Genomic DNA, 26,022 nt, shown 5'->3' with positions numbered 1-26,022 from the left:
GTTTTAAAAATTTAAAGATGAAATCTTATACCCTAAAAGTAAAAAATCTCCCTACGTGCGATTTAGGGCGATTTTTTAATTTATTTAATTAAGCGTTGGAAGTAGTCTTGCACGTCTTCCAAAATATCTGCCTCATCTTGAGGGGTTAAAGCCAAAAAAGGGCGTGCCGGAATCTCTACTTTACGACCTCGTCCAGCTTTACCGCCGAATTGATGAATAGCCGCGTAAGGCTCATTTGTCCCAACCGTTGCCATATCATTGCTGTAGTCAGACGTAATGCTCCCCATCAAGTTTTCGGTATCGACCAACGGTGTACCTTGACGATATTTCAGCCCCAGCCATTTAGGTCGCCCCCCCAACATCAAAATTTTGCAGTACAGCTGATTCCATTGCCCCCGCAATACTTCGCATTAAAGGAGCTCGATGGGCGGTGGCTTGTGCAAGGCGCTCTAGTGCCGATGCAATTTCTTGTGCGTTATTGATTTCAATGTCTATCATAATCGTTGATTTTTAAATTTTAAATGGGTATATTCACCAAAGCCACTAGAAAAGCGATGAATCTCGAAGATCGCGGGCGAAGAGGTGAAATAGACTCGGGACTGTGTGCGGTGGGTTCGAGCCCCGCCTAGTGGCTTATTCTTTAAATGCCTTTTTCCATTGCTTATCACTCACCAATCTGAACGATTGCACAAAAATTTCGTTTTCTCGACTTAAAACTTTCAATACAGCTAACAATTTCTTACCATTTACATCTTTATAAAATTGGTAGCCGAATTCATCTACAATAATTTTATCCGGTGAATTGACAATATCCGGCAAATCCGCATATTCATCAATCCCAAAATCTTGCCCATCACGACTATTAAATTGCTTAATTAAAGTATCATCAGAAAGCCACACTGTGCCAGTTTTGCTTTTCAATAAATCCTTATTTTCCGCACTCAAGACACCTGCTGCAAATTTAAAATTTTTGGTAAGGCTATCACGCACCTGTAACATTTGATCAGCAGTGAGTTTTTTTCCTTCAGGGCTGAGCGTTTGTTTCATCTCCGCCATATGCTTTGCCAAAAATTCAAAATCGTGCTTAAACTCCCCACCTTTCATCTCAACCTTCGCAAACGCATGCGCCAGTTTTTCAGGATAAAGATCCAAATTAGGCTTGTAGTTTAATCTCCCCACATTGTAATCAAAGCCTTTATCCGTCACACGTACTGTGCCATCAGGTAATTTAAACCCTATCGTCTTTTCACGATTACCTTGCTTATCCGCAGGGCGTTCTACTTCCACCAAAAATTCAGAACTATCGTCAGGCTTATCAATCCCACGGCGTTTCAAATCTCTATCGCCTAACGCAATCACCGTACAGCGACAATTAAACCCATTAGGCGGATAGAATGTCGCCCAAAACGGAGCATCATAACGATACACCTTACCGCTCAATGCTAAATGGGCAGGGCGAGTACGCGCATCACCCACGGCGGAATATTGCCAATAAGGGCGATTATCCACGTTATCACGCAAGCGTTGATAACGCGCAGCCGAATAAGCTGACTGCATATTGACACGATAAATCGTATTTAACCGATGCGGCGTGCCAAAATATTCCCCTGTTTTTGGATCTGCCAGTAAATGCCCATCAATACCACGAATAGACGGATCTTTCCCAAAAATCCAGCCTTTACGTTCAAATTCACTCACCAGTTCTTTTTTCCAAGCGTGAAAGCCTTTGCCCTCACGCATAGCAGTTTCTAAAGATTGGTAAATATCCTTTGTCATATCAAGACTTGTTAAGCGCGCAATCGTCGTGGCACGTGCCAATGCGCTATCGTGCATTTCTTTTGCTAACACCTTGCTGGCAAGCATTTTCTTTTGGCGCAAAAACTCAATGGCTTGTTTGGGTTCTACGCCAATGGCAAACTTAGGTGCGCTCGGCATTGGCTGCTCCTAATAAATCAGCTAAAAATACCGCACTTGCCAAATAGGCTTGATGGCTTTCACTGGTTAAATCAGGATAAAGTGCGATCAGTTTTTCCTGTGCTTCGTCATAGCTTTCACTTGCCATGACCACGCCTACAATTTGTTTCATCATAGGATCAAGCTGTTGATTAAAATCCGCATTTGCCAGTGCATCATCAATCAAACCGTCCAGTTCATCTTGTTCGTCCTTTTTACCATTCTGCGCCGACAACGCAGCGGCACGACAACCGCAAGCACAACCCTCACCGTGATTAAACACGGCAGAAAGTGCGGTCGTTTTTTCGTCTGTTTTCTCACCTTGCGGTGTGCTTAAAATCAACTCACCTTCCTGCGGTTCAGGAATCCCTAATTTATCCCGTACCCAACTTTCCGAAATCTGCACGCCAATGCCCGTAAGTTTAGGGATAGCATCTGCAAATACCGATAAATCTTCATATTCTTTTGTGTCAAACTCAAAATAAGGGACACGATGTGGCGCAATATTCGGATCAACATTAATTTGCAAATACGGCAAAATGATTTGTTGAGTAATGGTTTGTGCAATCTGTTTCGCATCGCTAATCATCAAATCACGACGCACTTCATTATGCACATTACCTAACGCATTGGTGGAGCTTTTACCATCCGCCCCTGATGTTAAGGTTTGCCCCAAAATCAACCGAGCAATAGATTTCTCGCACCAATCAACCATTTGTAAAAATGGATTATTACCCGATGCAGCCCCCGCATTAGCGACGTTATGCAGTTCAATCTGCATCGATTCAGGCATAATGCCTGCCGCGTTATGCCCAATTTCGGCCAACGCACGCAATAATGTGCGTTTCTCCGCATTAGTGGCACCAGCACCATATTTACCAATGCGAATCGGCATACCATAAAGCTCTAAAAACTCGGCAAAATCACGCACAGAATAATGCTTATACATATAAATCCATGCCAATATGCGATATAAGCCATCACGAGCCAACTGTGTCGAACGAGATTTATGGCGATGTACTACCCAGCCAAAAGGACGTAAAGGCTCACCCATTTGATTAGCTGGCGTGCGTAGTAATAAACTATCATCTTTATCCAATTTAAACCAAGACTGTGGGCGCGGGATAAAGTTATGCGGAATATACTTACCATTTTCCAATTTCCATTCAATTTCAAGTGCGGAAAAACCGTGTCCCACGGCATCCATTAAATCGATAAACAAGTCTTCAAGATTGGGATATTGATAAAATAACTCATCAATCTCGGCTTGCAATTTTTCTTCCTCAGGCGTTGCATTACGTGGCTCAACAATACGCCAGTCTAGCGTTAAAACTGAACGCTTACGTGTCATCATATTGGCGGCAATACTGCTATCTTGTTCTTCAATATCCATGAAAAGTTGATGCTGCGCCTGAATATCGCCGTTTTCGGCATCCTCTAAAATCTGCTTTAATTTTGAAGGCGTAATTTTTGCAGAGGGGTGATCATCTAATACACGCCCCGTTGCAGTTACTTCCGCATCATCGGTTTGTGTTGGCTCTGTTTCATTACCTTTTAAAAAGTTTTTAACCTTATCAATAAATCCCATTTAATCCGCCTTTAATGTTTCCATATTGAATAAAGATCGTCTTCATCTTCGTATTCATCTGATTCAATCTCATTCAGTTGATTTAACCCAATCCACTCAATCGCTGCCGAACTACCCACTGCATTACGCCACAACATTTCCAGCGCATCCGGGCCATCATCATGGTCTGCTTTCGGAAAATGGCGTAACTGGGAAATCAGCGTAGCTTGTGAGCTATGCAACAAAATTAAGCCATTCACCATGTGGGGTTGTAGGCTCTCAATACGCAACATTTTGTCTGTATTTGGTTTAGTTGCCGTCGCTGGAACAGGAATGCCACGTTGTGCCGAGCGCTTAACCAGTTCATCTTTTAAAAATTCCTGAAATTGCACGGTCTCAACAAACCAACGGTGGCATTTGTATTGCTGTTGGAAACGGATCACGTCTTCAATAATTAAATCAGGCAGACGTTTTTTCACTTGCGCTTCGACCACATATAACTTGCCTGTTTCTCGGTGATACCCGCCCACTAAAATAGCGGATGGGTCACGGCTTGCCCCTGCTTTTCCTAAAGAGGGGTCAAGCGCACCGAAATAAATTAAATTTGCTGGCAATTCCGTCCAATAAGTCAAACTATTGGCAAACATCGCATCATCACTGCTTAACGGATCATTTTGATATTCAGAATCAAACGTCGCATGCCCATCACGTGCCCGAATCTTCATCAAGGTTAAAATAGGACGAGCAGCCCAGCTCACCACTGCGCCTTTATCCATTGCCGCTTGATTTTGCGTATAGAAAGCATCAGCCACCGCTTCGCCTTCGTTTAAGTAGAAGTCCTCCCACTTATCCCATAGGCTCATATCATCAGGCTGACGAATTAAGGCTTTAAACTTGGCTGTCTTCCACGCTTTACTCGATAAAGTGCGGTTTAAAACACTGTCGTAATGGAGAATAGTCCCGATATACACCACATCTAACTTATCCCCAGCTGCCCCTAACGGAAGGACGGTTTTCTTCAACCAATCGTGCAATTTGTCACGCTGTTCAGGACTACGCACTTGTTCGTCATTTTCAATATCATCCAGTACCACCAAATCAGGACGATACGCCCCATGGCGTAAACCACGCAATTTCTTGCCGGAACCCGCCACTTGCACTTTTTGATTGGCTTTTGTGATAATGGTTGCCGCTTGCCACACACGCCCTTGTCCTGACATTTCAGGGAAATCAATGCGCAAACGTTGGTTAAATTCCAACTCTACTTTAATGGCTTCCAACATTGGATAGGCTTGGTCGATACTATCCATCACAATCAACGCATAGCGTTTTTTCTGTGTCACAAGACAGTAAAGTGTAAAGAGCTGGGAAACCAAGGTCGATTTAGCTTCACCACGTGGCGCAGCAATGGCTAAATGCACTGATGATGGCTGTTGTAATACTTGTGGCAACTGCTCAAAAAGATAGTTATGCAACTGCGAACGAGAGCTAGAACGCACATAATGCGGAAAGTAATTCGACACAAAAAAGTCATAGCCCGAAACAGGATCTAGCACCTTTTTGCGTCGCTCACTAATGGCAGCAAGAGAATCATCCCATCCCTCAAACTTTGCCTCGACCTTTTGTCGCAAGCTGTCCGAATAGGCTTTTAATTCTGCTAACAATTCTTTACTTTTCATAACTTACTCTAGAAGCCGATAGACAAAAAGCAATAAATAAAAACCATCCCCAACCACTAATACCTTGGCTTAACAATAAGAATGCACAAATAATGGCTGCAAGTGATGGCAACTGAAAAATTAAGAGTTTCATGCTTTAAATTCCTTATCTAAGGTTTTCCCAAACCCATCCAACAAGTCCGCAAACTCATTAATCAGCTCAGGTTTATTGGCTTGTATATAATCCCCAAACATAGTGATGGTCTTTATTGCCGTAGCCATTTCCGACACTTCAGGCAATAATCGCTTACTACTTGCCACCATTTTCGAATAGCTGTCACCCAAACCTTGGATCAGTTTTGCTTTCTCACTCACAGGCAATTCTTCTGCGCGTTTAATCTCATCCATCGTGTTTTCAAAATAAAGCACAAACGCGGTCAGCATGCCGCGCGCCACATCTTCTACTTTGCCACTTGCCATCGTGTTCGCATCACGCACTTTATCCCAATTATCGCCACGAGCTTCGGCTTCACGTTTCCAGCGTCGAGCAGTGTTATAGGACACTTTTGCTTTTTCAGCGGCTAATTCAAGCGTTAAGCAATCAAACACATAATAACGGCGCACATCTGCCTTGGTTTTTTCATCATGTGCCATATTAACTAGCCTCCTAACTTGGCTTTGATTAGCTCAAATCCAACCGATACCAATAAACCGCCTAAACCGCCAACTAAAGCGGATCGCACACCCAATTTAGCCAGGTTGTTCTCTACCTTAGCTAAACGAACATCAATATCATCTACACGCCCATCTAAACGGTCGATTTTATGATTGATTGCACGGGTCAAATCTAAAATATCATCTAGTTTTGCATTTGTTTGTGCGCTTTCGGTTAATTGCTCTAAGCGTTTCCGATCTCTTGCTAACATCATTTATCTGCCTTGTTATCTAATTTTTTCGTAATGGACTGCAATTGCTCAGAAATTGCACCTAATTTATCTAAAATGCTTTGATTAGTACCAGCCAGTTCTTTTGAGACATAATCTCGCTTTACTTCTTTAACTTCGTCATGCAGGCTTTTAAACTCACTGTCTAATTTCTTAAACCACACACCAATAAAGAACACCGCAACAGACACCAACCCATTAAAAATCATCATCCCATTAATGTGCACTTCCATTTTCACCTCGCTGACAAATGGTTCGGTATACATCATTATGCACTTTAATTTGACGCAAGGTTTCAGTCGTATCTTGACGGCTTGCGGAAATCAACGAAAAACCGGCACAACTTGCATTAATCACGGAGATCCCCCGACTTGTGCAACTCATTAATAAGAGTGTCACGGTTAGTATTGCGACTGCTTTCTTCATGTTGTTTTCTTGTTTCATAATGTTTCACCTGCGTATCAGAGACGGCTTTTTCACCCACCAGCTGCTCGTTATCTTTTAATAATCGGTCAATTTCACGCCCTGCACGTTTGAGCTTAAATACCACATAAGCAAAAATAGCCAGTGCAGTACCTGAGCCGATTAAAATCATCTGTAGCGTCATCAAATCCCCCTTGGCCTATCCGTTTGCTCCGGTTCAACATAGACTTCACCGGTAATCGGTTCTTCTAGCTTGGATTGTTTGGCTTGATATGCCATTACAGCGCCCTTAGTTGCAGCTGAGCCACCGCAAAAACAAGCAAAATAAAAAACAAATCAGTGACCGTAGAACGGTCAAGATAAACAGCATAAATCAGCACACCCGCCATCACCAAAAAGCCGAAAAACTGAATAAATCCCGTTGTACTCGCACGACCATCACTATTGGTAAATAATTCAAAAAACTTATTCATTGACATAATCTCCGCATGATCACTTCAGCTGGAGTTGGTTTCCCACGACTGGCATAACTCCATGCGTTTTTACTGTAAAAGTGCGGTCGATATTTCAAAGGTTTTCGATTGCTTTTAAACCAATTTAAAACACGTTTAAACACGCCTAAAAATTTAAACTTCATTGTCAATTGCTCCATATTTAAGATTACCCGCCACGCGACGCACCCAACCTTTCCCAAAGGTTGCAAAAGTGCCAAGTTTGCAATAAAACTCTAGGCGTTCTGCATTCAAACGCATAATCACATCAGATATCGCCATCTTCTTAATCGCCGCAATGGTCATATTGCCAATAATGCCGTCATCCGCCACATTCACCGCACGTTGCAACATACGGCTTGCATTGCCTAATCCATGGTTTACCGCTGCATCAAAAAACTGGAAAGCCACCGCTTCAGGCATCTTGTCGCATTGATAACGCAACCAAAAGGCGGAGTAGTAGATTTTAAAAGCCTGCTCACGCGTCATTACACGCATATTGCCCTGATAACCGTTTGCCAAAGCTGTGCGTTTAGTAATCCCCCAATTGGTTTCCCCGCCTGGGTCGCGGAGATCATTAACATAACCACCCTCATGCCCAATTAAGCGGTTAAAAATATCTAGAAAAGTTAACGTCGACATAAAAAATACCCTTAATCTATTAATGATTAAGGGTATTGTCTTAAAAGCAGAGTAAAGAGAAGAGAGGAGCGGTTTCAGCACTAAAACAAGGCAAGATTATGGGTTTCTTCAGGATGGCGCACTTGCGCCAAAATCTCCCAACCGCTCCGATCAGAAAGTTGATATTTAGGACAAAGCTCAAGCATTGCCATACGCCCTGATTTATTTAAATGCTGGGTAAGATAATCATAATCGGCTTTAAAACGATAATTACGCAACACACGCAATGCCGTTTGGCAACGAGGAATATACAGCCATTCCCCACGAAAAAACTCTCGTAATTTCACCGCACTTTCCAAACCGATGAGTGCTTTGAGTTTTGGAAAATAATGCACTCCATCAGTAAATCGAAAGGTTGCCCCGCCAAAATTTGTAATAATTTTTTCCACCGCAGCAAAGCCCACCAAATCCACCATCTGCTGCACCGTTTCCGGCAGTAATTCAGCCACATCTTCTAAAGATTCAACCATAAACACCTCCGCAAATTGTTTTACACAATTCTCACACGGAAATTTTAAAAAGGCGGTATTTTTGAAAAAAAAGATAAAAAAATCCCACCGAAGTGGGATTTAGGGTTAATTATTATTCTGGGTCTTTAACAGCTTTCAACAACGTCGCGATTTCCTCCACATGCCAATCCAATGATGCCACAAACACACCTATCATGCCTGCCAGTTGGTTATAGCTTAAGGTGTCGGCGCTGTTGTCGGTGATTTCCAGCAGTTGGCGTAGACATTGTAAACCACCTAAATTGCTACGCATTTCGTCTAATACATATTCGATTTCAAATTGGTTTGCCATAGTTCCCCCTTACGCCAACAAATCCAACTGCACCGCATTTGTTTTTGGTAATGTGGAGGAAAAAAAGCCCAAATTCCGCATTTTAAATGCCATCCATTTCACGCTATCTTTGGTTTTACCTAATAGCGTACCAATTTCACGATAACTTAAGCCCATTTCACGATAGCGTAAAAAGTCTTTCGCTTGTGGGTTTGCTGTTAAAAAGGCTGTTTGCGCAGTGGTAATTAAACGTGCTAATTCATCTGGATTGTTGCGTAAAAATGTAGGAATGGCGAGCATTTGCGCTTGCATTTCAGTAGCTAAAGCAATAGCGTGCTGTTCCATTTTGATAAAATGGCGACGAGCTTGGCGACCAATTTCAGATCGTTCCAGCATACACAGCTCTTTTGCCATATCGAGGGTAATGTGGTATTCCTTGACTTCTTTTTGACGCGAACCAAAGAAACCTGCTTCGGTGATCATTTTTTTATGAACACCGATAAAATCAAGGTTTTCTTCAAATCCATAATCAGAAATACGTTTTTTAATCCAGTCAGAAAAATGCTGTTTACTTTGAAGAAAGTCGTGTAACTCACGTGCATTGATTAATTGAACAGATTGATTTTGAATTGAACCATTAAAGGTTTTGATTGAGAAGTTTGTCATTTTACATTTCCTTTTCGAGGAATTTTCCTATCTTGGCGTTCGGCAGCTCAAAACTGTGAACATGAACAGCGGAGTTATTCCCTTGCGGTATTGTATTCCTCTCACTGCCGAGCATTACAAATAGGGCGGTCGGGAGCCGAAAAGTTGTGTAAAATCAACTGGGCTTATTCCCCTTACGAGTGTTGTATTAACCACACTCCCGACCATTGTTTGATATATTTTGATTTCTTTACCTAAATTTTAGGTAAAAAAATACCACGAAATCACGGTTGTGGCTTCCGTTTTACATTGGGTTTTCGACCCTGATCGCAAAATTAACCTTTTTTTAATCAGAAATCAAGGTTTTTTACCCAATATTATGCAAAAAGTTTTACGATTTTTGTTGATTGCGATCATACACCGCCAACATCTGCACCACCTTTTTCAACTGCCACGGCTGCAACCAATGCACAAAATCCACTTTAAACGAACGTTTCGCAATACCATCAGCATATTCTTTCGGTAAACCATGTTTTGCTAAAAGTGCGGTAATTTTTGCTAAATAAATTTTCTTATCTTCACGTGGTGCCGCACGATTTCCCCAAAAATGACTACTGGATTTAAACCCCTTTTGCACCATAATATTTAACACCTGTTGCAATTCACTTTCCGTCATTTCAGTACAACTTGTTTTCCCCGTTGTGCTTACCAATAATTGACGATAGGTTTCATCATCAAGACCTAATTGGCTTTTTCCAATATGGATTTTAGCGATTAAATTTTTACGCAACATAGTCTTTCTCCTGTTCTGCTTTCCAGGCTTTCCAAACGGCAAATGCAGGCGTATTTTCCACAAATTGCAACTGCCCAATAGAGGCATAACGTTCAATATATTGAATGGCTGCCATACGTTGATCCTCTTCTTGAGCTGCCACGCTTTGCATTTCAGCTTTGCCTTCATTACGCACTACCGCAAACAAGGGTTTCGCCCCTTCATACACTTTCTTCAAATAGTTATGATTCGATAACGCCTGAATATTGCGGGTTTCTCGACGGTTTTTCATCACGGCTTGCACCGTTTCATTCAACGCGTGGGCAAGTAGCGGACTGGGTTGATACATCTCCAGCACATCTTTCATTAATCTCAATGCCCGACCATTAGATAGCGCCGATCTTTCAGGACGAAACAAACCAATATAACTCACCAACGCACGCGCATTACGACCACCCAAATTGGAGATTAACCCCAACATCTCACGCCCCGCATCATCTTCCAACAGCGCATCCAAATGAATGTCACTGTGGCAAATAGGGCACCGACATAGTTTCATTCTTTCGTCTCCTTAGTTACATCAGCAACAGCCCATTTTAAAAATGCTTTGATTGATATTGTTTTCAATGTCGCTTTTAAACCATCTTTAAGCCATTTCATTTCACAATATGTCACACTTTCATTAGCACGATTAACTTTAAAAATACGTCTCCAGCTTACTAAATTGCCTTTATATATTTTTACGTTATTTGATACATAATCATGATCTTCAAGTAAATCGCTTTCTTTTAACATTGTTGCTCCTTTAGTTAATAAAACACATTACTCAGCCCACTTCATCTCACTTATCCCTCTCTTTTGTAAAGAGGGGCTAGGGGAGATTTAAATGGGCTGTAAATGGGTTTTAATAATCTCGTGCCTTTTGCACATCAATCGTAATTTTCCCCACTCCAATCATGTCATCATCTTTCCAACGAATCACATCTGCTAGAGTAATATTCAATCCAAGTTCTCTAAGCTTTTCGGCTTCGGTTCTCGCTTGTTTTTGAAAATGGAACCATTCTTTGAAATCTGCTAAGAATCGTTCAAACTGTTTTTCATCAAGCACTAAAATATCGGTTACATTCTTAAATTCGTAAATTTGTTCACTCATTATCTATTTCCCCTGTAACATTAAAAATTCACTTTGTTTTATTTCTGTTAAACATTCCGGAATTGCCGGGAAGCCATCCCCACCAAAGCCCTCTGATTTAACTGGTATTGAAACGATAAAGTAGTCACTTGCAACACCGCATACAGATACATAACCAGTGCGTGCGCCAAGCACCCAGCAATTAAGTTTTAATTTTCGTAGCATAAAATCATTAAAGCTTGGGTATTGATTTAAAATATCTCTAACGCTTTGGATTTTATCGTTAAATGCCTTACCGGCTTTTGTTCTGCCATTGCCAGTGATGACAACTTTCTCATTTTCAACTATTTCAAATTTATAGGTCTTATCCTCTTTTATTTTGGCAAATTCATCGCTATCTAAACTACAAACAATTCCAAATATATTACTTTCACTTCCTCTCCAGCATTCATAAAATGGGATAGTGTCAAAAATAGCGTCAAGTTTTTTATCTCTGAGCTCTCTATCTTTTCGCCATTGCTCATCTAATGATTTAATAGGCTCAACGCTTAATGCGCATTTAAAATATCTAAATTCAGGTCTCATATTTGCTCCTTTGTTGTTAAAACCTATTATGAATGCCCCTCATCTCATTCCCCTCTTTTGTAAAGAGGGGTTAGGGGAGATTTAATAGGCTGTAAATGGGTTTTACTGGTTTTGCATTAAGTATCGCAACCGTCTTTCATTTAAACTCAACTCACTAGCCCCTCGACGAAATAAACGTGAAGCCTGTGAAAAATCGTCATTGATGAGTAATTCTTTGGCGTTTTCTAACATCTCTAATGTCGCAACCACTTCATCAAGAACGCGGATTTTGACTTCATAAGGTGTCACAGCTTGCTCTGTCATACTTCCTCCCCTTCTATCACTGAATCAATTTCCACCACCATTCCAGTTAAGGGAGGAGCAGTGTTCAAATCACACAACTCAATAGCTTGTTCTAGTGTTTCCGCTTTCATTTTCACTTCAATTACGCCATAAAGGCGCACGATATAATCAGCCATAAATCCTCCTAAAAAGGTCTTCTTAATACTCGTTCACAAAACGCGGCGCGGTGTTTGCACCACTCTCGGTTACGTGCGTTAGGTGCGTTAAGTTCTGCTATCGCCCATTGCTCTTTGGCGTCTTGCAGTTCGCCTCTACGTTCACTGTTTGCCGCTTGTTCACTGTAATATTTAAAGCGATCAAACTTGTTGATGTTTTTGTTCATAAGGTTCTCCTGTTGGTTTAAAGCTCATTATGAATGCCCCTCATCCCATCCCCCTCTTTTGTAAAGAGGGGTTAGGGGAGATTTAAAGGGCATTTAAATAAGTTTTATAAATTCTTAAACATCAAATATGCTAACCACGCATATAGTGCAAAAAGACAAATTACAACGATGCCAGACTCACTCATCTACGCCCCTGCTACATCTAATGCAATCGGCACATATTGATCGCTTTCGCCCACTCGTTCATAAAGTCGCACATAAGCCTTACTACTCACCACTTGCACGCTCTCACTAATTGCTTGCATCGCGTTTTGCCAACGTTCATCCTGAATATCGACACGACGTAATCCCAAAATCCGTGAAGTGTTGAGGTTTCCCTCTTTATCTACATTAAACGCACGTTCAATTAACGCTTTTAATTCAGGGCGAGAGCCTTCGCTCCATTCATTTAAGCACTCATCAATCAACACTTTTGCAGCCTGAATACGTTCATCAAATTGCAAATGGTCATTAATCGCACGTTGGATTTTGTATTTGCCGTCGTAGCTATAAAGTGTGATATTGCCTTTACTACCGCCCACTTTTGCATTGTATTTTTCAGCCGAAAGTTCAATAAACGCCTGAATATCGCCGAAAATGCCATCTTTAAAATTGCGCATCTCCTTATTTAAGGACACGCCTTTTTCCACCCATTCACGCACAAGCACATCACGTGCTTTGTCGATGTCTTTCACCAACTCCGCTGGCGTTAAATTTCCTCTTGCATCACGCCAGTATTCTTTCCCTTCAATCATCTGCTTCATTTAGAGCTCCTCTTTATCTAACTTAATCACCACAAGTCGCTTACCTTTATCACGTTTACATCGGGCGACTGTTGCCGAGCTGTAAATCGTTTTTTCGCTCACATTGAGTTTTTTTGCTAATTCTTCCGCAGTCCCGTCACCCAAATTCTCTTCGCCACGATAGACTGCATAAATTTGCCGACGCGTTGCCATTCCTCCTCCTAGTTCAAATATTTCCGCCAAACCACACGGATACCTTCCACCGTAAATTGCGCTTCTTGGTATCGACCCACATCACGCCCCACGTAATACACATAAGCGCGTTGGTCTTTCTCCAGCTTTTCTGTTACTGCATTATTCATCACACGCACAGTCGGTCTTATCTTCTCAAAGTGCACATTAATCACCGTAAGCCCCATTTCATTTAAGCGTCTCACCGCTTTTTCCACTTGTTCTAAATAAGCCAACATCACGGCATTGTTTTTTTTAATTGTTTAGTTGTATTGGGTTGTAACATTTTGGTCTCCTTTAGCTAATCAACATCTTGTTATATTCTTCAATCATCTCGTAGGTAATATCGCACTCGTTGAGTTTGGATAACCGCACCACACCGCTCATTAAGTTACTCAACCGACGCGCATTGCCTTTACTAAATTTAATAAAGGCGTCGTTAAATTCCCCTGTGCCGAGCGCGCTTTCCGTTAACATGGCTAAATCTTTATCTGGCAAGGCATTGCCAAAATTATGCGTATTGTTCACTCGACTATATAACTGCGCAAATTCGCCACTTTTCCCACGTAAATTCACCAACAATCTAGGCATACCAGCAAGTACTACACCGATTTGGGTTTTATCATGCAAACGGCGTACAAATTCCAAAGAACGCGTGGAGAGCAACTCTGCTTCATCAATAATCAATAAACGTTCCGAACCATCTAATTTTTCCACTATTTTTTCAAAGACATCATGATTTCCCCCTTGCGCCACAACACCGCAGGTTTCCGCAATCTTGTGTAACAGCACTCTAGGGTTATAGCCTGGATCGGTTTCAATCAACATCGAAGACGGATAACGCACTGCATATTCTTTCAAGGTTGCTGTTTTGCCTAAGCCTGCTGCGCCATACACCACGACAATCTTGCCTTCTGTATGCGCATACTGCATAACGTCCATTGTTTTTCTAGCCGCCAAGGTTGACACAAATTGTCTGTTGTAATGCGTTTTTAAAATCTTCTGATCTTGGCGTGCCAAATACTCCGCCACCTTGTCATCAAGGCGTTGCACATCGCCTGCATATTGATCTTTCAAATAAAGACTAATTGTCCCCACTGACACCGATAACGCTTGCGCAATCTGCTTTTGTGTCATGCCGCTATTGGTCATAAACCGTTGCAATTCTTTGTTTTTCATTTTTAACCTCGTTATAATTCTGTTTTAAACCTACCTAAACCAAGGAGAACCTTATGTCGCAAACTCAACTCGAAGACTTACAGCAACAACTTTCTGCCCTAAACGGTCGGCTTGCTGTACAACAGATTTTAATTCGCTCGCTAATTGTTCAACTTGCCGAGCAGGATCAACTTGCGCTGCTTCAATTTCAGGGCGATTCGCACGATCAGCTTCGTCTTTTGTTACAAAGCACTGATGTGCCTGATTTTGTAGCGACGGATATGAAGGCGTACCTTGATTCATATCTAGAGCCGTTGATTGCGATGCTAAATTTGGGGCAACGCCACTAGGGGTTAAAATCCAAACTGGGAAATCGTTTATTTTCGACCAATCTCTTTTAATCAACGTTTTAGCGCGTTCAAATCGTCTTTTGCTGCGCGCTTTACGTTCTTTTTCAATAAAATTCTTCATCTTGTTCTCCTTATTCATTCACTAACTTTGCCTGTTCCGCTTCCCATTCTTCTTTCTCCGTTAAGTTATGGAAAATCGGCTTAGCTGGGATTTTTTGCTTCACTTTTGGCACTAACACCGCAAAATCTGGCTGATGTTCAATCGTAATAATCGGATTAAGTTCCGCATTAATCTCATCAAGCTGTTCTTGTTTCAATTTCGCGCGGCGTGCATGACGCTCTTGGCGTGTTTTCTCAACATACGGCATTGGGAAGGCATCACGTTTATTGCCATCTAATTCGGCATAACACACAAAAGTGCCGTCTTGCTTTCTCACAATCACTTGGCTTGGATCGTGAATATCAAACATCACTTGCACCTTTTGCCCATCAACATCGAGTAATTTCGCGCTAAAGTAATAATTATTGAAAAGTTGTAACCAACCACGTTGTGCCACACGTAATGTACTTGGGCGGAATAAATCCCTTGCTTCCACTGGCGTAACAAAGACTAAATCATCAGGGTTCATTTTTTCCATCAACTGACGGCGTTTTTGTGCAGGTGTCATACCAATTTCACTATGCACATGCTCGTTGTTGTACCAATCAACCCCAGCTTGAACTGCATCTAAAAACTGATTCCAGCTTGGCAATTTACCCACTGCCCATTGTTGTTTTGGCGTTAGCTGTGTCGCACCTTTACGTTTTGCTTTATCCAGTGAAATCACTGCTGTGCTCACTTGTCGAATAGTGTCGCGGTCTGCCCCTGTGCCGTGATAGGTTTCAAACTGGCGAGCGATACGATATAAAATCGTTTGATGCACCCGCTCAATAATCCCACGCCCTTGTGGATTGCCTGGAATCCCTGTTTGGTGATTAATCCCCAAACGCGGCAACATCCCCGTAATATCCCCATCAAGCATCCAGTTTTTCTCACCACCACCGTTATCTGAGTAATAAATTGCGGGTATGCCGTAGCGTTCCACTCCATAACGCAAGGCATCTGCCACTGCGAGAACGTTTTCCGCCAAACTAGCCGACCAACCCACAATAAAACGGCAAGAGGTATCCATAATTAATGTCACCTCTGGAATAAATGGGCGACCATGTTCAGGATGGGCGACTTTCAATTTCATCGCATGGCCATCACCCACCCACACATCATTCACCTGCAACACGCTCCAATCGCGTTTCACATAAGTGTTAAGGGCTCGGAGTTCAGAACCTGTCTTACGACCAATTTCTTTAATGTGTTTTGGCAATTTCGCCAACGCAGCACGAACTTGGTCAATGCTCGGTTTCATTTCTAAACGTAACGGCTCGTCTGCAAAACGTGCATCCCATTCAGTCGAAAAATAGTGATAGGCTTCTGCCACATTGATGCCATTGGTTTGGCGATATATCGCCAAAAAGTCAGGCAACCACACAATTTCTTCAGCCTTTTTCGCCACCCGTTGCATTGGTGCGAGGGCTTTTAATCGTTCTTCAGGGGTATCTGCCTTTTCATAATCCAACACCCATTGATTCAAAGTGCGGTCAGATAAAGTGCGATTTTTCCCTTTCTTATTATTGGCGGTTTCCACCAATCTCATCAAATCAGAAGAAATGCCACCACGCTTGATTTGTTCACAAAAAAACTTAATCGCCTTGTAACGAGGTTGGGCTTGTTCAAGCTGTGCCACTTGAGCAACTAACGCCATTCTTGCTCCTGCCACTGCACGTTGTTTTTCCGTTAAAGTTTTTAATTCCACCTGACGGAGATCGGCGGGGAGGGATTTGGGTTTAGCTTTAACGATAGAAACTGAATATCGATGACAAAGCTCATTTTGTATTTGCTCTGGTAGTCCTGAAAAAGCATACTCAAACGCTTTAGTTCCTTGTCTTTTACGTTTGATATCCGGTTTATCTTTTACAATCTTGTCTAAGAATTTACGACCGCCACGTTCAGTATTAGGAAAACTATGGCAAGCTGTTAATTCTTGAACTGTAAACCACATATTCATAACCACTCCTTAGCGATTGATATAACGAGATGGCCAAATAGTTCTAGGTTCAACGCCAATAGCACCAGCGATAATCTTTTCTCCTTTAGGGTAACGGCGATCTAAAGCATTATTTAACGTTCTAGAATTAAGACCTGATTGTCGTGACAATGCAGCTAGGGTTGTTCCTTTTTTCTTTAAGGCATAGATAATATCTACCCTTTCCCAATCATTAATCATTGCATTTGTTCCTTTTTCTGATAAATTAAAAGGTTATTACAGTGAATAATACGCTTGTATTATTCAATGTAATAATATTATTGATCACAAAAAGGAACAATGCAACACATTTCCGTTCCTTTTTATAAATTATTTTCAAAAGGTAAAAATCAATGGAAACCCTTTTAAATCCTAAAAAGGAACAAAAAGAACCTAAAATTGAACAAGTTCCTTTTCATACATTAGGAAAAGGATCTTCTTTTAGTGAAAGATTAAAGGAGTTGATCGGAAATAAGAGCGGTAGAGCATTTGCTAAAGAAGCTGGAATTTCGTATAGCACACTACATAATTATTTAACTAACACTAGTCTACCGACGCTAGACAACTTAATTGCATTAGCAACTTATACAGATGTGAGCGTGCAATGGTTAGCAACAGGCGAATTGACAAGTGGGCAAAAGCATATAAATACGGAAACAAGCAATGACGAAACCTTTTCTGTGATTGAAGATTGCCGAGAAGTGCGTATTTCAGCTGGTGGCGGTGGTTTTAATGATGAATATAAACCTTACCAAACCACCAAAGTAGAAAAGGCTTGGCTCGATTCACGCCGCTTAAAGGCGGAAGACTGTGCGATGTTCTTAGTAAGTGGCGATAGTATGTACCCAACGCTAAAAGACGGCGAAGAAATTATTGTAGATCGGTCGAAAAAGGAATTAAAAGACGGAAAAATCTTTGTATTAAATAATGAAGGTGCAATGCTAGTGAAGAAAGTGCAAATTACCTACAACGGCATCACACTCATCAGCCAAAACACAGAATACGTACCAATAGAACTCAACACAGAACAAGCCAATAACTTGATTGTGATAGGGCAAGTCGTGCGTGGCTATCGTGACTTCTAATATGTCGCCGACATCAATGTTGGTAACATCCAAAGAAACCGCATTACAAGCGCTTTCTTAATATTTTAAAGCACAAAGGCAAGGAAGCCTGTGTTCCTTTCAAATACCGCCAAATAATGGCGCATTTTCGCAAAATCACACACAACAAACCGCTAGATTTCATCTAAACGCACCAAAATCGCCCCAAAAACCAACAAAAAAGGCGATTTCTGCCACTGAAACCGCCTTTTCTCCTAGCTCTTACCAAAACAACCATAAAAAAAACCTCACTTAAATGCATCACCCTTATCTCATCTTCCTGCAATTTCCACCCCATTTTAAAGCTGAATTTAAAAACCTTTAAACCCACTTTAAAACGAATTTTAAATTTTTAAAAATGTTTAAAACCTAACAATTCACCGCCAACTTTTATGCAAAATAAAACCCAATTTTCGACCATTTTCCCCCAATCCCCACCATTTTCCATTTTTGCATAAACTCCACCCCTAAAAATGCCAAAGCCCCACAAACAGGGGCTTCAACCAATTTTTTCCCACCAAATTTTTTCTTTTTCCTTATGCAAATATTGTCACTACCCCATAAAAGAAAATAACGAAAAAGTGCGGTGGTTTTTTTATGTATTTTAGGTAAAACACGAGAAAAAATAACCGCATTTTAATCTTTTTCTTCTTTATTTCCGGATAACAATTTCCAATAAAACAAAAGTGCGGTTAATTTTTTCAGATTTTTATTATTCATGGCAATGTTATTTTTTTTTTTTTTTTAAAAAATAATACAAAAATGGCTAATCAAGGATTAGCCATTTTACTTTAATGAAGGCTGATTTTGACAATAATTTTATCGCCTTGCTGCATTGTTGGTGCCAATTTGGCGCTTTCCACGCAAATCATGGTTTGATAGCCATTTTCGCTCATGTTACTGGTCGGTTTTTGCCATGGATTCCATAATACGGTGTTTGACGCATCAAGTTGCTCAATTTGGATAGTGCGGTCAAAAGTCGGATCGATTATTTTTTGTGTAACCGGTGTTTGTATTTGGTAAATACAATCGACGTTTTCGCTGATGATGCGCGGTGACGGAGCCTTTTCTTGTTTCCCTGTGAGTTTACTAAAACATTGCGTCGGCAATCCTTCAATTTGCACAGGAATAATATCGCCGATATTAAAATAAGTATGCAACGCTGCTTGTGCCGGTTCGTTTCCGTAGTGAGTTAGGTGCAATTCGCATTGTTCGGTAAAAATAATTGTTAATTTCGCTTCAATTAAATTATCTGAAGAAAATAAGGAAAAATCTAACCGCACTTTTTGCTCGCTAATTTGATAATCACTTAATTGCCACAGGCGAATGCGCGCATATCCATGCATTGGTTCTTTGCCGAGACCAAACCAAGGATAGCAAATAGGAATGCCACCGCGAATAGCGTTACCGGCAAGAAAAGGTTCAATTTCGCTTAACCATAAAATATCTTGCTGTGCTGATTTGGGGCGCCAACGCAATAATTGCGCACCTTGCAGCGAAATTTCAGCCTCGCCGAGGGGGTGTTGCAATTTTAGTACAGGAATGTCATTGTATTGATATAAACTCAATGTTTGTGTAATTTGTTTGACAAATTTTATCTGCATAATTTTTCCTTTTTATTCGGTTTTAGTCGGAGGGTTTGTTACAATATACCGCAAAATGAAAAAAAATAAATGAAATGATGACCAGTAACAAACAAATCACGCAAGTATTTGCCGAAGATGGTGAATTAAGTCGATATATCAATAGATTCCATCCTCGTGCCGAGCAAATTGAGATGGCAAGTGCGGTGGAAAATGCGATAAAAAATCACCGCACTTTAGTGATCGAAGCAGGTACAGGAACCGGTAAAACCTTTGCGTATTTGGCTCCTTCTCTACTTGCCGCGAAAAAGACGATTATTTCAACGGGTTCTAAAAATCTGCAAGATCAGCTGTTTGAGCGTGATTTGCCGGCGATTCAACGTGCGCTCAATTACAGTGGCAAAATTGCGTTGCTAAAAGGGCGCGCCAATTATCTGTGCTTAGAGCGTTTGGATCAATTGATTGCGCAGGGTGTAGCGGGGGAGCGTTCGGTATTAGCGGATTTGAGCAAGGTGCGAAAATGGAATAATGCCACTCAAAGCGGTGATTTGACAGAATGTGTTGAGTTAACGGAAGACAGTCCGATTTTACCTCAATTAACCAGCACGACGGAAAGTTGCTTGGGATCCGATTGTCCGCATTATGCGGAATGTTACGTGGCATTAGCACGCAAAAAAGCGTTAAATGCGGATTTAGTGGTGGTCAATCATCATCTATTTTTTGCCGATATGGCGGTGAAAGAAAGCGGATTTGGTGAGTTGATTCCTAATGCGGAAGTGATTATTTTTGATGAAGCACACCAACTTCCGGATATTGCCGGTCAATATTTCGGACAATCAGTCAGTGCGCGACAACTTTTTGATTTATGTCGCGATATTAATTTGGTTTATCGTACGGAAGTGCGTGATATGCAACAATTGGAAGTTGCAGCCGATACGTTGTTGAAAGTGGTGCAAGATTTTCGTTTGCTACTGGGTGATGGGATGCAGCGCGGAAATTGGCGTGAATTATTAAATGGGCGACAGGCAAGTGCGGTCAAAAAATGCCTTGGATTATTACAAGAAAAATTGGATTTTACTGCCGAAGTGATCAAAATTGGCATTCAGCGTTCGCAAAGTTTGGGGAGTTTATTTGATCGTATTGCGACGATTAAAAATTTGCTAAAACGTTTAGAGGATATTTCTGTCACTGGTTATTGCTATTGGTATGAAACCATGGGGCGTTATTTCGCCTTGCATATTACGCCATTAACTGTCGCTGATAAATTCGGTGAGCAAATGAAATTGCGTGAAACCGCTTGGATTTTTACTTCTGCTACCTTGGAAGTGGGAGGAACCTTTGAGCATTTTTGCCAGCGGTTGGGCATTGACGACGCTGAACGGAAAATTTTGCACAGTCCATTTAATTATGCAGAACAAGCCATGCTTTGTGTACCGCGTTATTTACCGGCAACAAATCAGCAAAATACATTAGCGTGCTTGGGCGAGATGTTATTGCCGGTAATTGAAGGAAATCAAGGGCGCTGTTTTGTGCTTTGTACGTCTTATTCCATGATGCGCGGTTTAGCGGAATATTTGCGTGTCAATAGTCAGTTGCAAGTCTTATTACAAGGTGAAACTTCTAAAGCGAAATTATTGGAGCAATTTATTGAAGATAAAGATCGTGTGTTGGTTGCCACGTCCGGCTTTTGGGAGGGGGTAGACGTGCGGGGGGACGCGCTATCATTAGTGATCATTGATAAATTGCCCTTTACTGCGCCCGACGACCCCTTATTAAATGCGCGAATTGAAGATTGTCGTTTGCAGGGGGGGGATCCGTTTAATCAAATTCAATTACCGGAAGCAGTGATCGCGTTAAAACAAGGGGTTGGGCGATTAATTCGTGATATTCACGATCGTGGCGTGGTGATTATTTGTGATAGTCGGTTGGTGATGCGCAGCTATGGGGAAACTTTTTTGAAAAGTTTGCCTCCTGCAAAACGTACCAGAGACTTGCACAAAGTGATACAATTTCTGACAAATTTACAACATTAAAAAACATTTGGAAAATAAAATGAAGAATATAACGCTGTTGGCATTGGATACCGCAACGGAAAGCTGTTCCGTTGCCTTATGGCATCATGGGGAAATAACCTATTTAGATGAAATTGCTCAACGTTCACATACCAAGCGGATTTTGCCAATGGTGGATCAATTGTTGGCGAATTCCGGTCTTCAATTAAAGCAAGTGGATGCTTTAGCCTTTGGGCGAGGTCCCGGAAGTTTTACCGGTGTGCGTGTGGCGGCTGGTATTGCACAGGGATTGGCGTTGGGGGCTGATTTGCCCGTGATTCCTATTTCAAATTTAACCGCCATGGCGCAACAAGCCTATGAGCAATACGGGGCAAATCGGGTTTTGGCGGCGATTGATGCACGTATGGATGAGGTGTATTTTAGCTATTTGCAGGGGCAAAAAGTGCGGTCGGATTTTTGCGAGTTTATGGATTGGCAGCCCATTATTGCCGAACAAGTTTGTTCGCCGGAGCAAGTGGTGATGCAATTAGCAGGGATGAATACACATTCCTTGCAGGCAGAAGATCGGCAAGTGGGAACCGGCTGGGGGGCGTATGCTTTATTAAATAAAGGTAATATCGGGCGTCCGTCGGATATTCAATTGCCATCAGCGCGTTATATGTTGTCGTTGGCGTTGCCGCATTATTGTCGCCAAGAATATATAAGTGCGGTCGAAATTGAGCCGGTTTATTTGCGTAATACCGTGGTTTGGAATAAATTACCAGGTAGAGAATAAGGGGAATGCTTATGAAACGAATGTGGTTAATGGTGGTGATGGTATGTGGGTTAAGCGCCTGTATCGCGCCACCACTAGGATTGGAACGCAATGAATTTACGATTCAAAGCGTGAAAAAGATTGAACCGTCGGATTATGAATGTCAATGCAAAGAGGTGCGTTTGGGCGGTAAAGTCTTGTCGGCAATAGCGTTGAAAGATCAGATAAAAATTGAAGTATTGAGTTTGCCTGTGCGTGGTCTTTCGGCAAAACCGTCCATTGATGGTACTGTTGAAGGGCGTTTTGTCGCCTATTTGCCGGGATTTATTGATCCGGAATATTTAAAAGATCAATTTATTACCGTTGCCGGAAAATTAATTAAGCAAGAAAAAGGAAAAATTGATCAGGCGGATTATTGGTATCCGGTAGTTGATGTAACTCATTATAAACGCTGGAAATTAGTACAGGAATACTATTATGAACCGGACGATTGGGATAAGTGGGGATATGGGCGATTTGGTTGGTCATCCCGTTTTTGGCGGCAAGAGCCTCGTTTGCGCTATTATTTGTATTAATTGTATTTTAGGTGGTAAAATCGCCACAAATTATTTTATTTATAAGGAAAAACAATGGAAAAACCTTGGTTTAAAAATTATCCGGAAAGCGCTCCAAGAGAACTTGATACATCAATGTACGACAGTATTTTGGATATGTTTGATAAGGCGATTTTTGAACACCCGGATCGTGCCGCCTATATTAATATGGGGCAGGTGTTGACCTTTCGTAAATTAGAAGAACGTAGCCGAGCGTTCGCCGCGTATTTACAAAATGAATTAAAACTGGAACGTGGTGATCGGGTGGCATTGATGATGCCGAATTTATTGCAATATCCAATCGCACTTTTTGGCATTTTGCGAGCCGGGTTAGTGGTGGTAAATGTGAACCCGCTTTATACGCCACGCGAATTAGAACATCAATTGCAAGATAGCGGTGCGAAAGCGATTGTAGTGGTTTCAAACTTTGCTTCTACTCTAGAAGAAGTCGTCTTTAATACCCACGTTAAACACGTAATTTTAACCCGTATGGGCGATCAGCTATCCTTTGGTAAACGTACGTTAGTTAATTTTGTGGTGAAATATATTAAAAAATTAGTGCCCAAATATAAATTGCCGAATGCGGTGACGTTTCGTGAAGTGTTGGCGATTGGTAAACATCGTCAATATGTACGGCCGCAATTGGAACGTGATGAATTGGCATTTTTGCAATATACCGGCGGTACGACGGGTGTAGCGAAAGGAGCTATGTTGTCTCATGGTAATATCATTACCAATGTTTTCCAAGTTAAATGGATTGCGGAGCCTTTTATCGGTAGCCGTGCGAAAGAGCGTAGCGCTGTGATTGCCTTACCGTTATATCATGTTTTCGCGCTGACGGTGAATTGCTTGTTATTTATCGAATTAGGCATTACTGGTATTTTAATTACCAATCCACGTGATATTGATGGTTTTGTCAAAGAGTTGAAAAAATACCCTTTTGTGGCGCTAACCGGCGTAAATACTTTATTTAATGCGTTGTTAAATAACGAAAACTTTAAAGAAGTGGATTTTTCTCAATTAAAATTATCTGTCGGTGGCGGGATGGCTGTTCAGCAATCTGTTGCGACGCGTTGGCATGAGTTAACCGGCTGTAATATTATTGAGGGCTATGGCATGACGGAATGCTCCCCGTTAATTGCCGCCTGCCCAATTAATGTGGTTAAACATAACGGAACCATTGGCGTGCCTGTTCCGAATACGGATATTCGCATCATCAAAGATGACGGAAGTGAAGCTAAATTAGGCGAACCCGGCGAGTTGTTAGTGAAAGGTGAGCAAGTGATGCAAGGCTATTGGCAACGTCCGGAAGCTACTTCGGAAGTTTTGAAAGACGGTTGGATGGCGACGGGAGATATTGTGATCATGGATGAAAATTACACTTTACGTATCGTGGATCGTAAAAAAGACATGATCATTGTGTCCGGTTTTAATGTGTATCCGAACGAAATTGAAGATGTGGTAATGTTAAATTACAAAGTGGCGGAAGTGGTGGCTATCGGTATGCCACACGAAGTATCAGGCGAAACGATCAAAATTTACGTAGTGAAAAAAGATGATAGTCTGACGCGCGATGAAATTCGACAACATTGTCGCAAGCATTTAACCGGTTATAAGGTACCGAAAGATATTGAATTCCGAGAGGAATTGCCAAAAAGCAATGTGGGGAAAATTTTGCGTCGCGTATTACGTGAAGAAGAATTGGCAAAACGAGCGAATGCTTAATTTTATCAATAGTGGGTCTTTTGACCCACTGTTAATTTAAATTTTCACTTTGATTTCATCGCATTTTAGTTACATATAAGCATTTATGACCAATAAAAAAGAACTTGAAAATCCACCGCACTTTGTCGTCATTTCCTCCAATCAAGATTTGTATGACGTATGCTTGCAAGCGGAACGTAAAAGTGCGATCGCGTTAGACACGGAATTTGTGCGCACTCGTACCTATTATGCGCAATTAGGCTTGATCCAATTATATGATGGAGAGCAAGTCAGTTTGATTGATCCCAATGATATTGATGATTTTTCACCTTTTATCCATTTATTGGCAAATCCTCAAGTCGTCAAGGTATTACATGCCGGCAGCGAAGATCTGGAAGTATTTCAGCATTATTTTCAACAAAATCCCACACCAATGTTTGATACGCAAATTGCCGCCGCCTTTTTAGGACTAGGCAATTCTGTCGGATTGGCGAGTTTATTGAAACATTATTTTGCTCTGGAAATGGATAAAGGCGCGTCAAGAACAGATTGGCTTGCACGTCCTTTATCCGATACCCAACTTTATTATGCCGCCGCTGATGTGCGGTATTTATTACCGCTTTATGTGCGTATGCAACAAGCGTTAAGCCAAACGCCATGGCAAAATGCGGTGGAATATGATTGCGAAAATTTATTGCATAAACGTGAACGAGGCAAAGATACTGAAAATGCGTATTTAACTATTCCTAATGTTTGGAGATTGAGTTCGGAAGAATTAATGCGCTTAAAATTGTTGGCAAAATGGCGTCAAGAAGAAGCGATAAAACGTAATTTAGCCTTGAATTTTGTTGTGAAAGGCGAAAATTTATGGTTAGTAGCCAAATATAATCCCAAAAATACTTCTGCGTTATTAGAAATTGGACTAAGTGTGCAAGAAGTGCGAATTCACGGTAAAAAAATGCTACAAATTTTGGAGCAAATGAAACGAATTAATATGGCAGATTATCCGCCGGTGATCAATCGAATCTCTGATGATCCCCGTTATAAACGCGCGATCAAGTTATTGCAACGGAAAGTCAAAGATATGGTACCGCCGACGCTGGCACCTGAAACACTTGCTAGTAAGAAAAGTTTGGAAAGTTTGCTGCGTTGGGTTTGGATAAAACAACAAGATCCTAACTGCTTACCGAAATTACTCTGTGGCTGGAGAAGAGAGTTTGGTGTGCAATTATTAAAGTTTTTACAAAGTTTTTCATAAGACAACTTGGCAAAGCATATATCACAAGGTAAAATGTGTCTCGTCATGTAGAATGATGAAATTTAACTAATATTTAAGG

At 41.3% G+C, this 26,022-nt stretch carries 35 protein-coding genes and 2 pseudogenes; 6 read left to right on the top strand and 31 right to left on the bottom strand.

The features are described 5' to 3' along the window. Positions 1-80: 80 nt before the first annotated feature. From CFY87_RS09340 to CFY87_RS09210, 30 genes and pseudogenes are all read right to left on the bottom strand, one after another. Positions 81-498 (bottom strand): annotated as a pseudogene (locus CFY87_RS09340) (phage virion morphogenesis protein). A 135-nt stretch (positions 499-633) separates the two neighbouring features. Beyond that, positions 634-1,935, bottom strand: coding sequence for a phage minor head protein (locus tag CFY87_RS09335; RefSeq protein WP_094946953.1), 1,302 nt, complete (start codon positions 1,933-1,935; stop codon positions 634-636). Next, on the bottom strand, positions 1,919-3,541 hold the full coding sequence (locus CFY87_RS09330; protein WP_094946950.1) for a DUF935 domain-containing protein: 1,623 nt from the start codon (positions 3,539-3,541) through the stop codon (positions 1,919-1,921). The genes CFY87_RS09335 and CFY87_RS09330 overlap by 17 nt, the downstream gene beginning before the upstream one ends. A gap of 11 nt (positions 3,542-3,552) precedes the next feature. Continuing rightward, positions 3,553-5,199 carry a phage terminase large subunit gene (gene terL, locus CFY87_RS09325; protein ID WP_094946947.1) on the bottom strand — a complete coding sequence of 549 codons (1,647 nt, stop codon included), beginning with the start codon at positions 5,197-5,199 and terminating at the stop codon, positions 3,553-3,555. Further along, on the bottom strand, positions 5,189-5,332 hold the full coding sequence (locus CFY87_RS11825) for a hypothetical protein (RefSeq protein WP_005681449.1): 144 nt from the start codon (positions 5,330-5,332) through the stop codon (positions 5,189-5,191). The genes terL and CFY87_RS11825 overlap by 11 nt, the downstream gene beginning before the upstream one ends. Next, entirely contained in the window at positions 5,329-5,832 is a 504-nt protein-coding gene (locus CFY87_RS09320) for a DUF1804 family protein (protein ID WP_094946944.1), read from the bottom strand. The genes CFY87_RS11825 and CFY87_RS09320 overlap by 4 nt, the downstream gene beginning before the upstream one ends. 5 nt (positions 5,833-5,837) lie before the next feature. Further along, the gene (locus CFY87_RS09315) at positions 5,838-6,107 is read right to left on the bottom strand and encodes a hypothetical protein (protein WP_236757411.1); all 270 of its coding nucleotides are present in this window, start codon (positions 6,105-6,107) and stop codon (positions 5,838-5,840) included. Then, positions 6,104-6,355: a hypothetical protein gene (locus CFY87_RS09310; protein WP_094946940.1), complete on the bottom strand. Its 252-nt coding sequence runs from the start codon at positions 6,353-6,355 to the stop codon at positions 6,104-6,106. Before CFY87_RS09310 ends, CFY87_RS09315 begins: the two co-directional genes overlap by 4 nt. Then, a complete protein-coding gene (locus CFY87_RS11820; RefSeq protein ID WP_169711614.1) occupies positions 6,339-6,479 on the bottom strand; it encodes a hypothetical protein in 141 nt (46 codons plus the stop codon). The genes CFY87_RS09310 and CFY87_RS11820 overlap by 17 nt, the downstream gene beginning before the upstream one ends. Further along, positions 6,472-6,729, bottom strand: a complete 258-nt coding sequence (locus tag CFY87_RS09305; RefSeq protein ID WP_094946937.1) for a DUF2681 domain-containing protein — start codon at positions 6,727-6,729, stop codon at positions 6,472-6,474. The genes CFY87_RS11820 and CFY87_RS09305 overlap by 8 nt, the downstream gene beginning before the upstream one ends. Beyond that, a pseudogene (locus CFY87_RS09300) lies at positions 6,729-7,018 on the bottom strand (DUF2644 domain-containing protein). The gene CFY87_RS09305 and the pseudogene CFY87_RS09300 overlap by 1 nt, the downstream one beginning before the upstream one ends. 153 nt (positions 7,019-7,171) lie before the next feature. Further along, positions 7,172-7,678: a glycoside hydrolase family 108 protein gene (locus CFY87_RS09295; protein WP_094946934.1), complete on the bottom strand. Its 507-nt coding sequence runs from the start codon at positions 7,676-7,678 to the stop codon at positions 7,172-7,174. Between the two features lie 80 nt (positions 7,679-7,758). After that, on the bottom strand, positions 7,759-8,187 hold the full coding sequence (locus CFY87_RS09290; RefSeq protein WP_094946932.1) for a Mor transcription activator family protein: 429 nt from the start codon (positions 8,185-8,187) through the stop codon (positions 7,759-7,761). Positions 8,188-8,299: 112 nt separating this feature from the next. Further along, complete coding sequence (locus CFY87_RS09285) at positions 8,300-8,518, bottom strand: hypothetical protein (RefSeq protein WP_094946929.1); 219 nt, start codon at positions 8,516-8,518, stop codon at positions 8,300-8,302. A 9-nt stretch (positions 8,519-8,527) separates the two neighbouring features. After that, positions 8,528-9,163 carry an antA/AntB antirepressor family protein gene (locus CFY87_RS09280; protein ID WP_094946926.1) on the bottom strand — a complete coding sequence of 212 codons (636 nt, stop codon included), beginning with the start codon at positions 9,161-9,163 and terminating at the stop codon, positions 8,528-8,530. Between the two features lie 370 nt (positions 9,164-9,533). After that, positions 9,534-9,935: a gp16 family protein gene (locus CFY87_RS09275; protein WP_094946923.1), complete on the bottom strand. Its 402-nt coding sequence runs from the start codon at positions 9,933-9,935 to the stop codon at positions 9,534-9,536. Then, positions 9,925-10,473 carry a hypothetical protein gene (locus tag CFY87_RS09270; protein WP_094946920.1) on the bottom strand — a complete coding sequence of 183 codons (549 nt, stop codon included), beginning with the start codon at positions 10,471-10,473 and terminating at the stop codon, positions 9,925-9,927. The genes CFY87_RS09275 and CFY87_RS09270 overlap by 11 nt, the downstream gene beginning before the upstream one ends. Beyond that, the gene (locus tag CFY87_RS09265; RefSeq protein WP_042611658.1) at positions 10,470-10,709 is read right to left on the bottom strand and encodes a hypothetical protein; all 240 of its coding nucleotides are present in this window, start codon (positions 10,707-10,709) and stop codon (positions 10,470-10,472) included. Before CFY87_RS09265 ends, CFY87_RS09270 begins: the two co-directional genes overlap by 4 nt. A gap of 109 nt (positions 10,710-10,818) precedes the next feature. Further along, on the bottom strand, positions 10,819-11,067 hold the full coding sequence (locus tag CFY87_RS09260) for a hypothetical protein (protein WP_042611659.1): 249 nt from the start codon (positions 11,065-11,067) through the stop codon (positions 10,819-10,821). Between the two features lie 3 nt (positions 11,068-11,070). Beyond that, entirely contained in the window at positions 11,071-11,631 is a 561-nt protein-coding gene (locus CFY87_RS09255) for a DUF5420 family protein (RefSeq protein ID WP_042611660.1), read from the bottom strand. Between the two features lie 102 nt (positions 11,632-11,733). Beyond that, positions 11,734-11,934 (bottom strand): hypothetical protein, encoded by a 201-nt coding sequence (locus CFY87_RS09250; protein WP_094946917.1) that lies wholly within the window; start codon positions 11,932-11,934, stop codon positions 11,734-11,736. Then, positions 11,931-12,089: a hypothetical protein gene (locus CFY87_RS11815; protein WP_169711613.1), complete on the bottom strand. Its 159-nt coding sequence runs from the start codon at positions 12,087-12,089 to the stop codon at positions 11,931-11,933. Before CFY87_RS11815 ends, CFY87_RS09250 begins: the two co-directional genes overlap by 4 nt. A gap of 8 nt (positions 12,090-12,097) precedes the next feature. Next, on the bottom strand, positions 12,098-12,295 hold the full coding sequence (locus CFY87_RS09245; RefSeq protein WP_005641531.1) for an ANR family transcriptional regulator: 198 nt from the start codon (positions 12,293-12,295) through the stop codon (positions 12,098-12,100). Positions 12,296-12,480: 185 nt separating this feature from the next. Beyond that, a complete protein-coding gene (locus CFY87_RS09240) occupies positions 12,481-13,098 on the bottom strand; it encodes a DUF3164 family protein (protein ID WP_094946914.1) in 618 nt (205 codons plus the stop codon). Beyond that, complete coding sequence (locus tag CFY87_RS09235; RefSeq protein WP_005647090.1) at positions 13,099-13,290, bottom strand: HTH domain-containing protein; 192 nt, start codon at positions 13,288-13,290, stop codon at positions 13,099-13,101. Positions 13,291-13,298: 8 nt separating this feature from the next. After that, the gene (locus CFY87_RS09230) at positions 13,299-13,547 is read right to left on the bottom strand and encodes a hypothetical protein (RefSeq protein ID WP_094946911.1); all 249 of its coding nucleotides are present in this window, start codon (positions 13,545-13,547) and stop codon (positions 13,299-13,301) included. Positions 13,548-13,605: 58 nt separating this feature from the next. After that, positions 13,606-14,487, bottom strand: a complete 882-nt coding sequence (locus CFY87_RS09225) for an AAA family ATPase (RefSeq protein ID WP_094946908.1) — start codon at positions 14,485-14,487, stop codon at positions 13,606-13,608. A 51-nt stretch (positions 14,488-14,538) separates the two neighbouring features. After that, entirely contained in the window at positions 14,539-14,937 is a 399-nt protein-coding gene (locus tag CFY87_RS09220) for a hypothetical protein (protein ID WP_236757409.1), read from the bottom strand. Positions 14,938-14,947: 10 nt separating this feature from the next. Further along, entirely contained in the window at positions 14,948-16,918 is a 1,971-nt protein-coding gene (locus tag CFY87_RS09215) for a Mu transposase C-terminal domain-containing protein (protein WP_236757408.1), read from the bottom strand. A gap of 9 nt (positions 16,919-16,927) precedes the next feature. Then, a complete protein-coding gene (locus CFY87_RS09210) occupies positions 16,928-17,137 on the bottom strand; it encodes a helix-turn-helix domain-containing protein (RefSeq protein ID WP_094946903.1) in 210 nt (69 codons plus the stop codon). Positions 17,138-17,289: 152 nt separating this feature from the next. Here CFY87_RS09210 and CFY87_RS09205 point away from each other — a divergent pair, with 152 nt between their 5' ends. Next, a complete protein-coding gene (locus CFY87_RS09205) occupies positions 17,290-18,021 on the top strand; it encodes an XRE family transcriptional regulator (protein ID WP_094946901.1) in 732 nt (243 codons plus the stop codon). An 809-nt stretch (positions 18,022-18,830) separates the two neighbouring features. Here the strand turns inward: CFY87_RS09205 and CFY87_RS09200 are convergent. Next, entirely contained in the window at positions 18,831-19,643 is an 813-nt protein-coding gene (locus CFY87_RS09200) for a D-hexose-6-phosphate mutarotase (protein WP_094946899.1), read from the bottom strand. 77 nt (positions 19,644-19,720) lie between these two features. Here CFY87_RS09200 and CFY87_RS09195 point away from each other — a divergent pair, with 77 nt between their 5' ends. The 5 genes from CFY87_RS09195 (at position 19,721) to rnd (ending at position 25,943) form a co-directional block, all read left to right on the top strand. Beyond that, complete coding sequence (locus CFY87_RS09195; protein ID WP_094946897.1) at positions 19,721-21,655, top strand: DNA repair helicase YoaA; 1,935 nt, start codon at positions 19,721-19,723, stop codon at positions 21,653-21,655. Between the two features lie 19 nt (positions 21,656-21,674). Continuing rightward, positions 21,675-22,409: a tRNA (adenosine(37)-N6)-threonylcarbamoyltransferase complex dimerization subunit type 1 TsaB gene (gene tsaB / locus CFY87_RS09190; protein WP_094946895.1), complete on the top strand. Its 735-nt coding sequence runs from the start codon at positions 21,675-21,677 to the stop codon at positions 22,407-22,409. Between the two features lie 5 nt (positions 22,410-22,414). Beyond that, positions 22,415-22,963 (top strand): Slp family lipoprotein, encoded by a 549-nt coding sequence (locus CFY87_RS09185; protein WP_419670259.1) that lies wholly within the window; start codon positions 22,415-22,417, stop codon positions 22,961-22,963. Between the two features lie 54 nt (positions 22,964-23,017). Continuing rightward, the gene (gene fadD / locus CFY87_RS09180) at positions 23,018-24,706 is read left to right on the top strand and encodes a long-chain-fatty-acid--CoA ligase FadD (RefSeq protein WP_094946891.1); all 1,689 of its coding nucleotides are present in this window, start codon (positions 23,018-23,020) and stop codon (positions 24,704-24,706) included. Positions 24,707-24,791: 85 nt separating this feature from the next. After that, positions 24,792-25,943 carry a ribonuclease D gene (gene rnd, locus CFY87_RS09175; RefSeq protein ID WP_094946889.1) on the top strand — a complete coding sequence of 384 codons (1,152 nt, stop codon included), beginning with the start codon at positions 24,792-24,794 and terminating at the stop codon, positions 25,941-25,943. The last annotated feature ends 79 nt before the right edge of the window (positions 25,944-26,022 follow it).

It is taken from the genome of Actinobacillus seminis, assembly GCF_002263215.1.
GTDB lineage: Bacteria > Pseudomonadota > Gammaproteobacteria > Enterobacterales > Pasteurellaceae > Actinobacillus_B > Actinobacillus_B seminis.
The sequence above is the reverse complement of the archived record's forward strand: the minus strand, read 5'-3'. Positions and strand labels throughout refer to the sequence as shown.

Coding starts and splice junctions, on each gene's coding strand:
- CFY87_RS11825 (WP_005681449.1), bottom strand. CDS start 5,332: ATGAAACTCTTAATTTTTCAGTTGCCATCACTTGCAGCCATTATTTGT.
- CFY87_RS09315 (WP_236757411.1), bottom strand. CDS start 6,107: ATGATGTTAGCAAGAGATCGGAAACGCTTAGAGCAATTAACCGAAAGC.
- CFY87_RS09230 (WP_094946911.1), bottom strand. CDS start 13,547: ATGTTGGCTTATTTAGAACAAGTGGAAAAAGCGGTGAGACGCTTAAAT.
- CFY87_RS09255 (WP_042611660.1), bottom strand. CDS start 11,631: ATGAGACCTGAATTTAGATATTTTAAATGCGCATTAAGCGTTGAGCCT.
- CFY87_RS09185 (WP_419670259.1), top strand. CDS start 22,415: ATGCTTATGAAACGAATGTGGTTAATGGTGGTGATGGTATGTGGGTTA.
- CFY87_RS09250 (WP_094946917.1), bottom strand. CDS start 11,934: ATGACAGAGCAAGCTGTGACACCTTATGAAGTCAAAATCCGCGTTCTT.
- CFY87_RS09290 (WP_094946932.1), bottom strand. CDS start 8,187: ATGGTTGAATCTTTAGAAGATGTGGCTGAATTACTGCCGGAAACGGTG.
- CFY87_RS09275 (WP_094946923.1), bottom strand. CDS start 9,935: ATGTTGCGTAAAAATTTAATCGCTAAAATCCATATTGGAAAAAGCCAA.
- CFY87_RS09220 (WP_236757409.1), bottom strand. CDS start 14,937: ATGAAGAATTTTATTGAAAAAGAACGTAAAGCGCGCAGCAAAAGACGA.
- CFY87_RS09295 (WP_094946934.1), bottom strand. CDS start 7,678: ATGTCGACGTTAACTTTTCTAGATATTTTTAACCGCTTAATTGGGCAT.
- CFY87_RS09215 (WP_236757408.1), bottom strand. CDS start 16,918: ATGAATATGTGGTTTACAGTTCAAGAATTAACAGCTTGCCATAGTTTT.
- CFY87_RS09235 (WP_005647090.1), bottom strand. CDS start 13,290: ATGGCAACGCGTCGGCAAATTTATGCAGTCTATCGTGGCGAAGAGAAT.
- CFY87_RS09245 (WP_005641531.1), bottom strand. CDS start 12,295: ATGAACAAAAACATCAACAAGTTTGATCGCTTTAAATATTACAGTGAA.
- CFY87_RS09195 (WP_094946897.1), top strand. CDS start 19,721: ATGACCAGTAACAAACAAATCACGCAAGTATTTGCCGAAGATGGTGAA.
- CFY87_RS09200 (WP_094946899.1), bottom strand. CDS start 19,643: ATGCAGATAAAATTTGTCAAACAAATTACACAAACATTGAGTTTATAT.
- CFY87_RS09280 (WP_094946926.1), bottom strand. CDS start 9,163: ATGACAAACTTCTCAATCAAAACCTTTAATGGTTCAATTCAAAATCAA.
- tsaB (WP_094946895.1), top strand. CDS start 21,675: ATGAAGAATATAACGCTGTTGGCATTGGATACCGCAACGGAAAGCTGT.
- CFY87_RS09305 (WP_094946937.1), bottom strand. CDS start 6,729: ATGACGCTACAGATGATTTTAATCGGCTCAGGTACTGCACTGGCTATT.
- CFY87_RS09320 (WP_094946944.1), bottom strand. CDS start 5,832: ATGGCACATGATGAAAAAACCAAGGCAGATGTGCGCCGTTATTATGTG.
- CFY87_RS09225 (WP_094946908.1), bottom strand. CDS start 14,487: ATGAAAAACAAAGAATTGCAACGGTTTATGACCAATAGCGGCATGACA.
- CFY87_RS09265 (WP_042611658.1), bottom strand. CDS start 10,709: ATGTTAAAAGAAAGCGATTTACTTGAAGATCATGATTATGTATCAAAT.
- terL (WP_094946947.1), bottom strand. CDS start 5,199: ATGAAAAGTAAAGAATTGTTAGCAGAATTAAAAGCCTATTCGGACAGC.
- CFY87_RS09210 (WP_094946903.1), bottom strand. CDS start 17,137: ATGATTAATGATTGGGAAAGGGTAGATATTATCTATGCCTTAAAGAAA.
- fadD (WP_094946891.1), top strand. CDS start 23,018: ATGGAAAAACCTTGGTTTAAAAATTATCCGGAAAGCGCTCCAAGAGAA.
- CFY87_RS09310 (WP_094946940.1), bottom strand. CDS start 6,355: ATGGAAGTGCACATTAATGGGATGATGATTTTTAATGGGTTGGTGTCT.
- CFY87_RS09285 (WP_094946929.1), bottom strand. CDS start 8,518: ATGGCAAACCAATTTGAAATCGAATATGTATTAGACGAAATGCGTAGC.
- rnd (WP_094946889.1), top strand. CDS start 24,792: ATGACCAATAAAAAAGAACTTGAAAATCCACCGCACTTTGTCGTCATT.
- CFY87_RS09240 (WP_094946914.1), bottom strand. CDS start 13,098: ATGAAGCAGATGATTGAAGGGAAAGAATACTGGCGTGATGCAAGAGGA.
- CFY87_RS09205 (WP_094946901.1), top strand. CDS start 17,290: ATGGAAACCCTTTTAAATCCTAAAAAGGAACAAAAAGAACCTAAAATT.
- CFY87_RS09335 (WP_094946953.1), bottom strand. CDS start 1,935: ATGCCGAGCGCACCTAAGTTTGCCATTGGCGTAGAACCCAAACAAGCC.
- CFY87_RS09330 (WP_094946950.1), bottom strand. CDS start 3,541: ATGGGATTTATTGATAAGGTTAAAAACTTTTTAAAAGGTAATGAAACA.
- CFY87_RS09260 (WP_042611659.1), bottom strand. CDS start 11,067: ATGAGTGAACAAATTTACGAATTTAAGAATGTAACCGATATTTTAGTG.
- CFY87_RS09270 (WP_094946920.1), bottom strand. CDS start 10,473: ATGAAACTATGTCGGTGCCCTATTTGCCACAGTGACATTCATTTGGAT.
- CFY87_RS11815 (WP_169711613.1), bottom strand. CDS start 12,089: ATGGCTGATTATATCGTGCGCCTTTATGGCGTAATTGAAGTGAAAATG.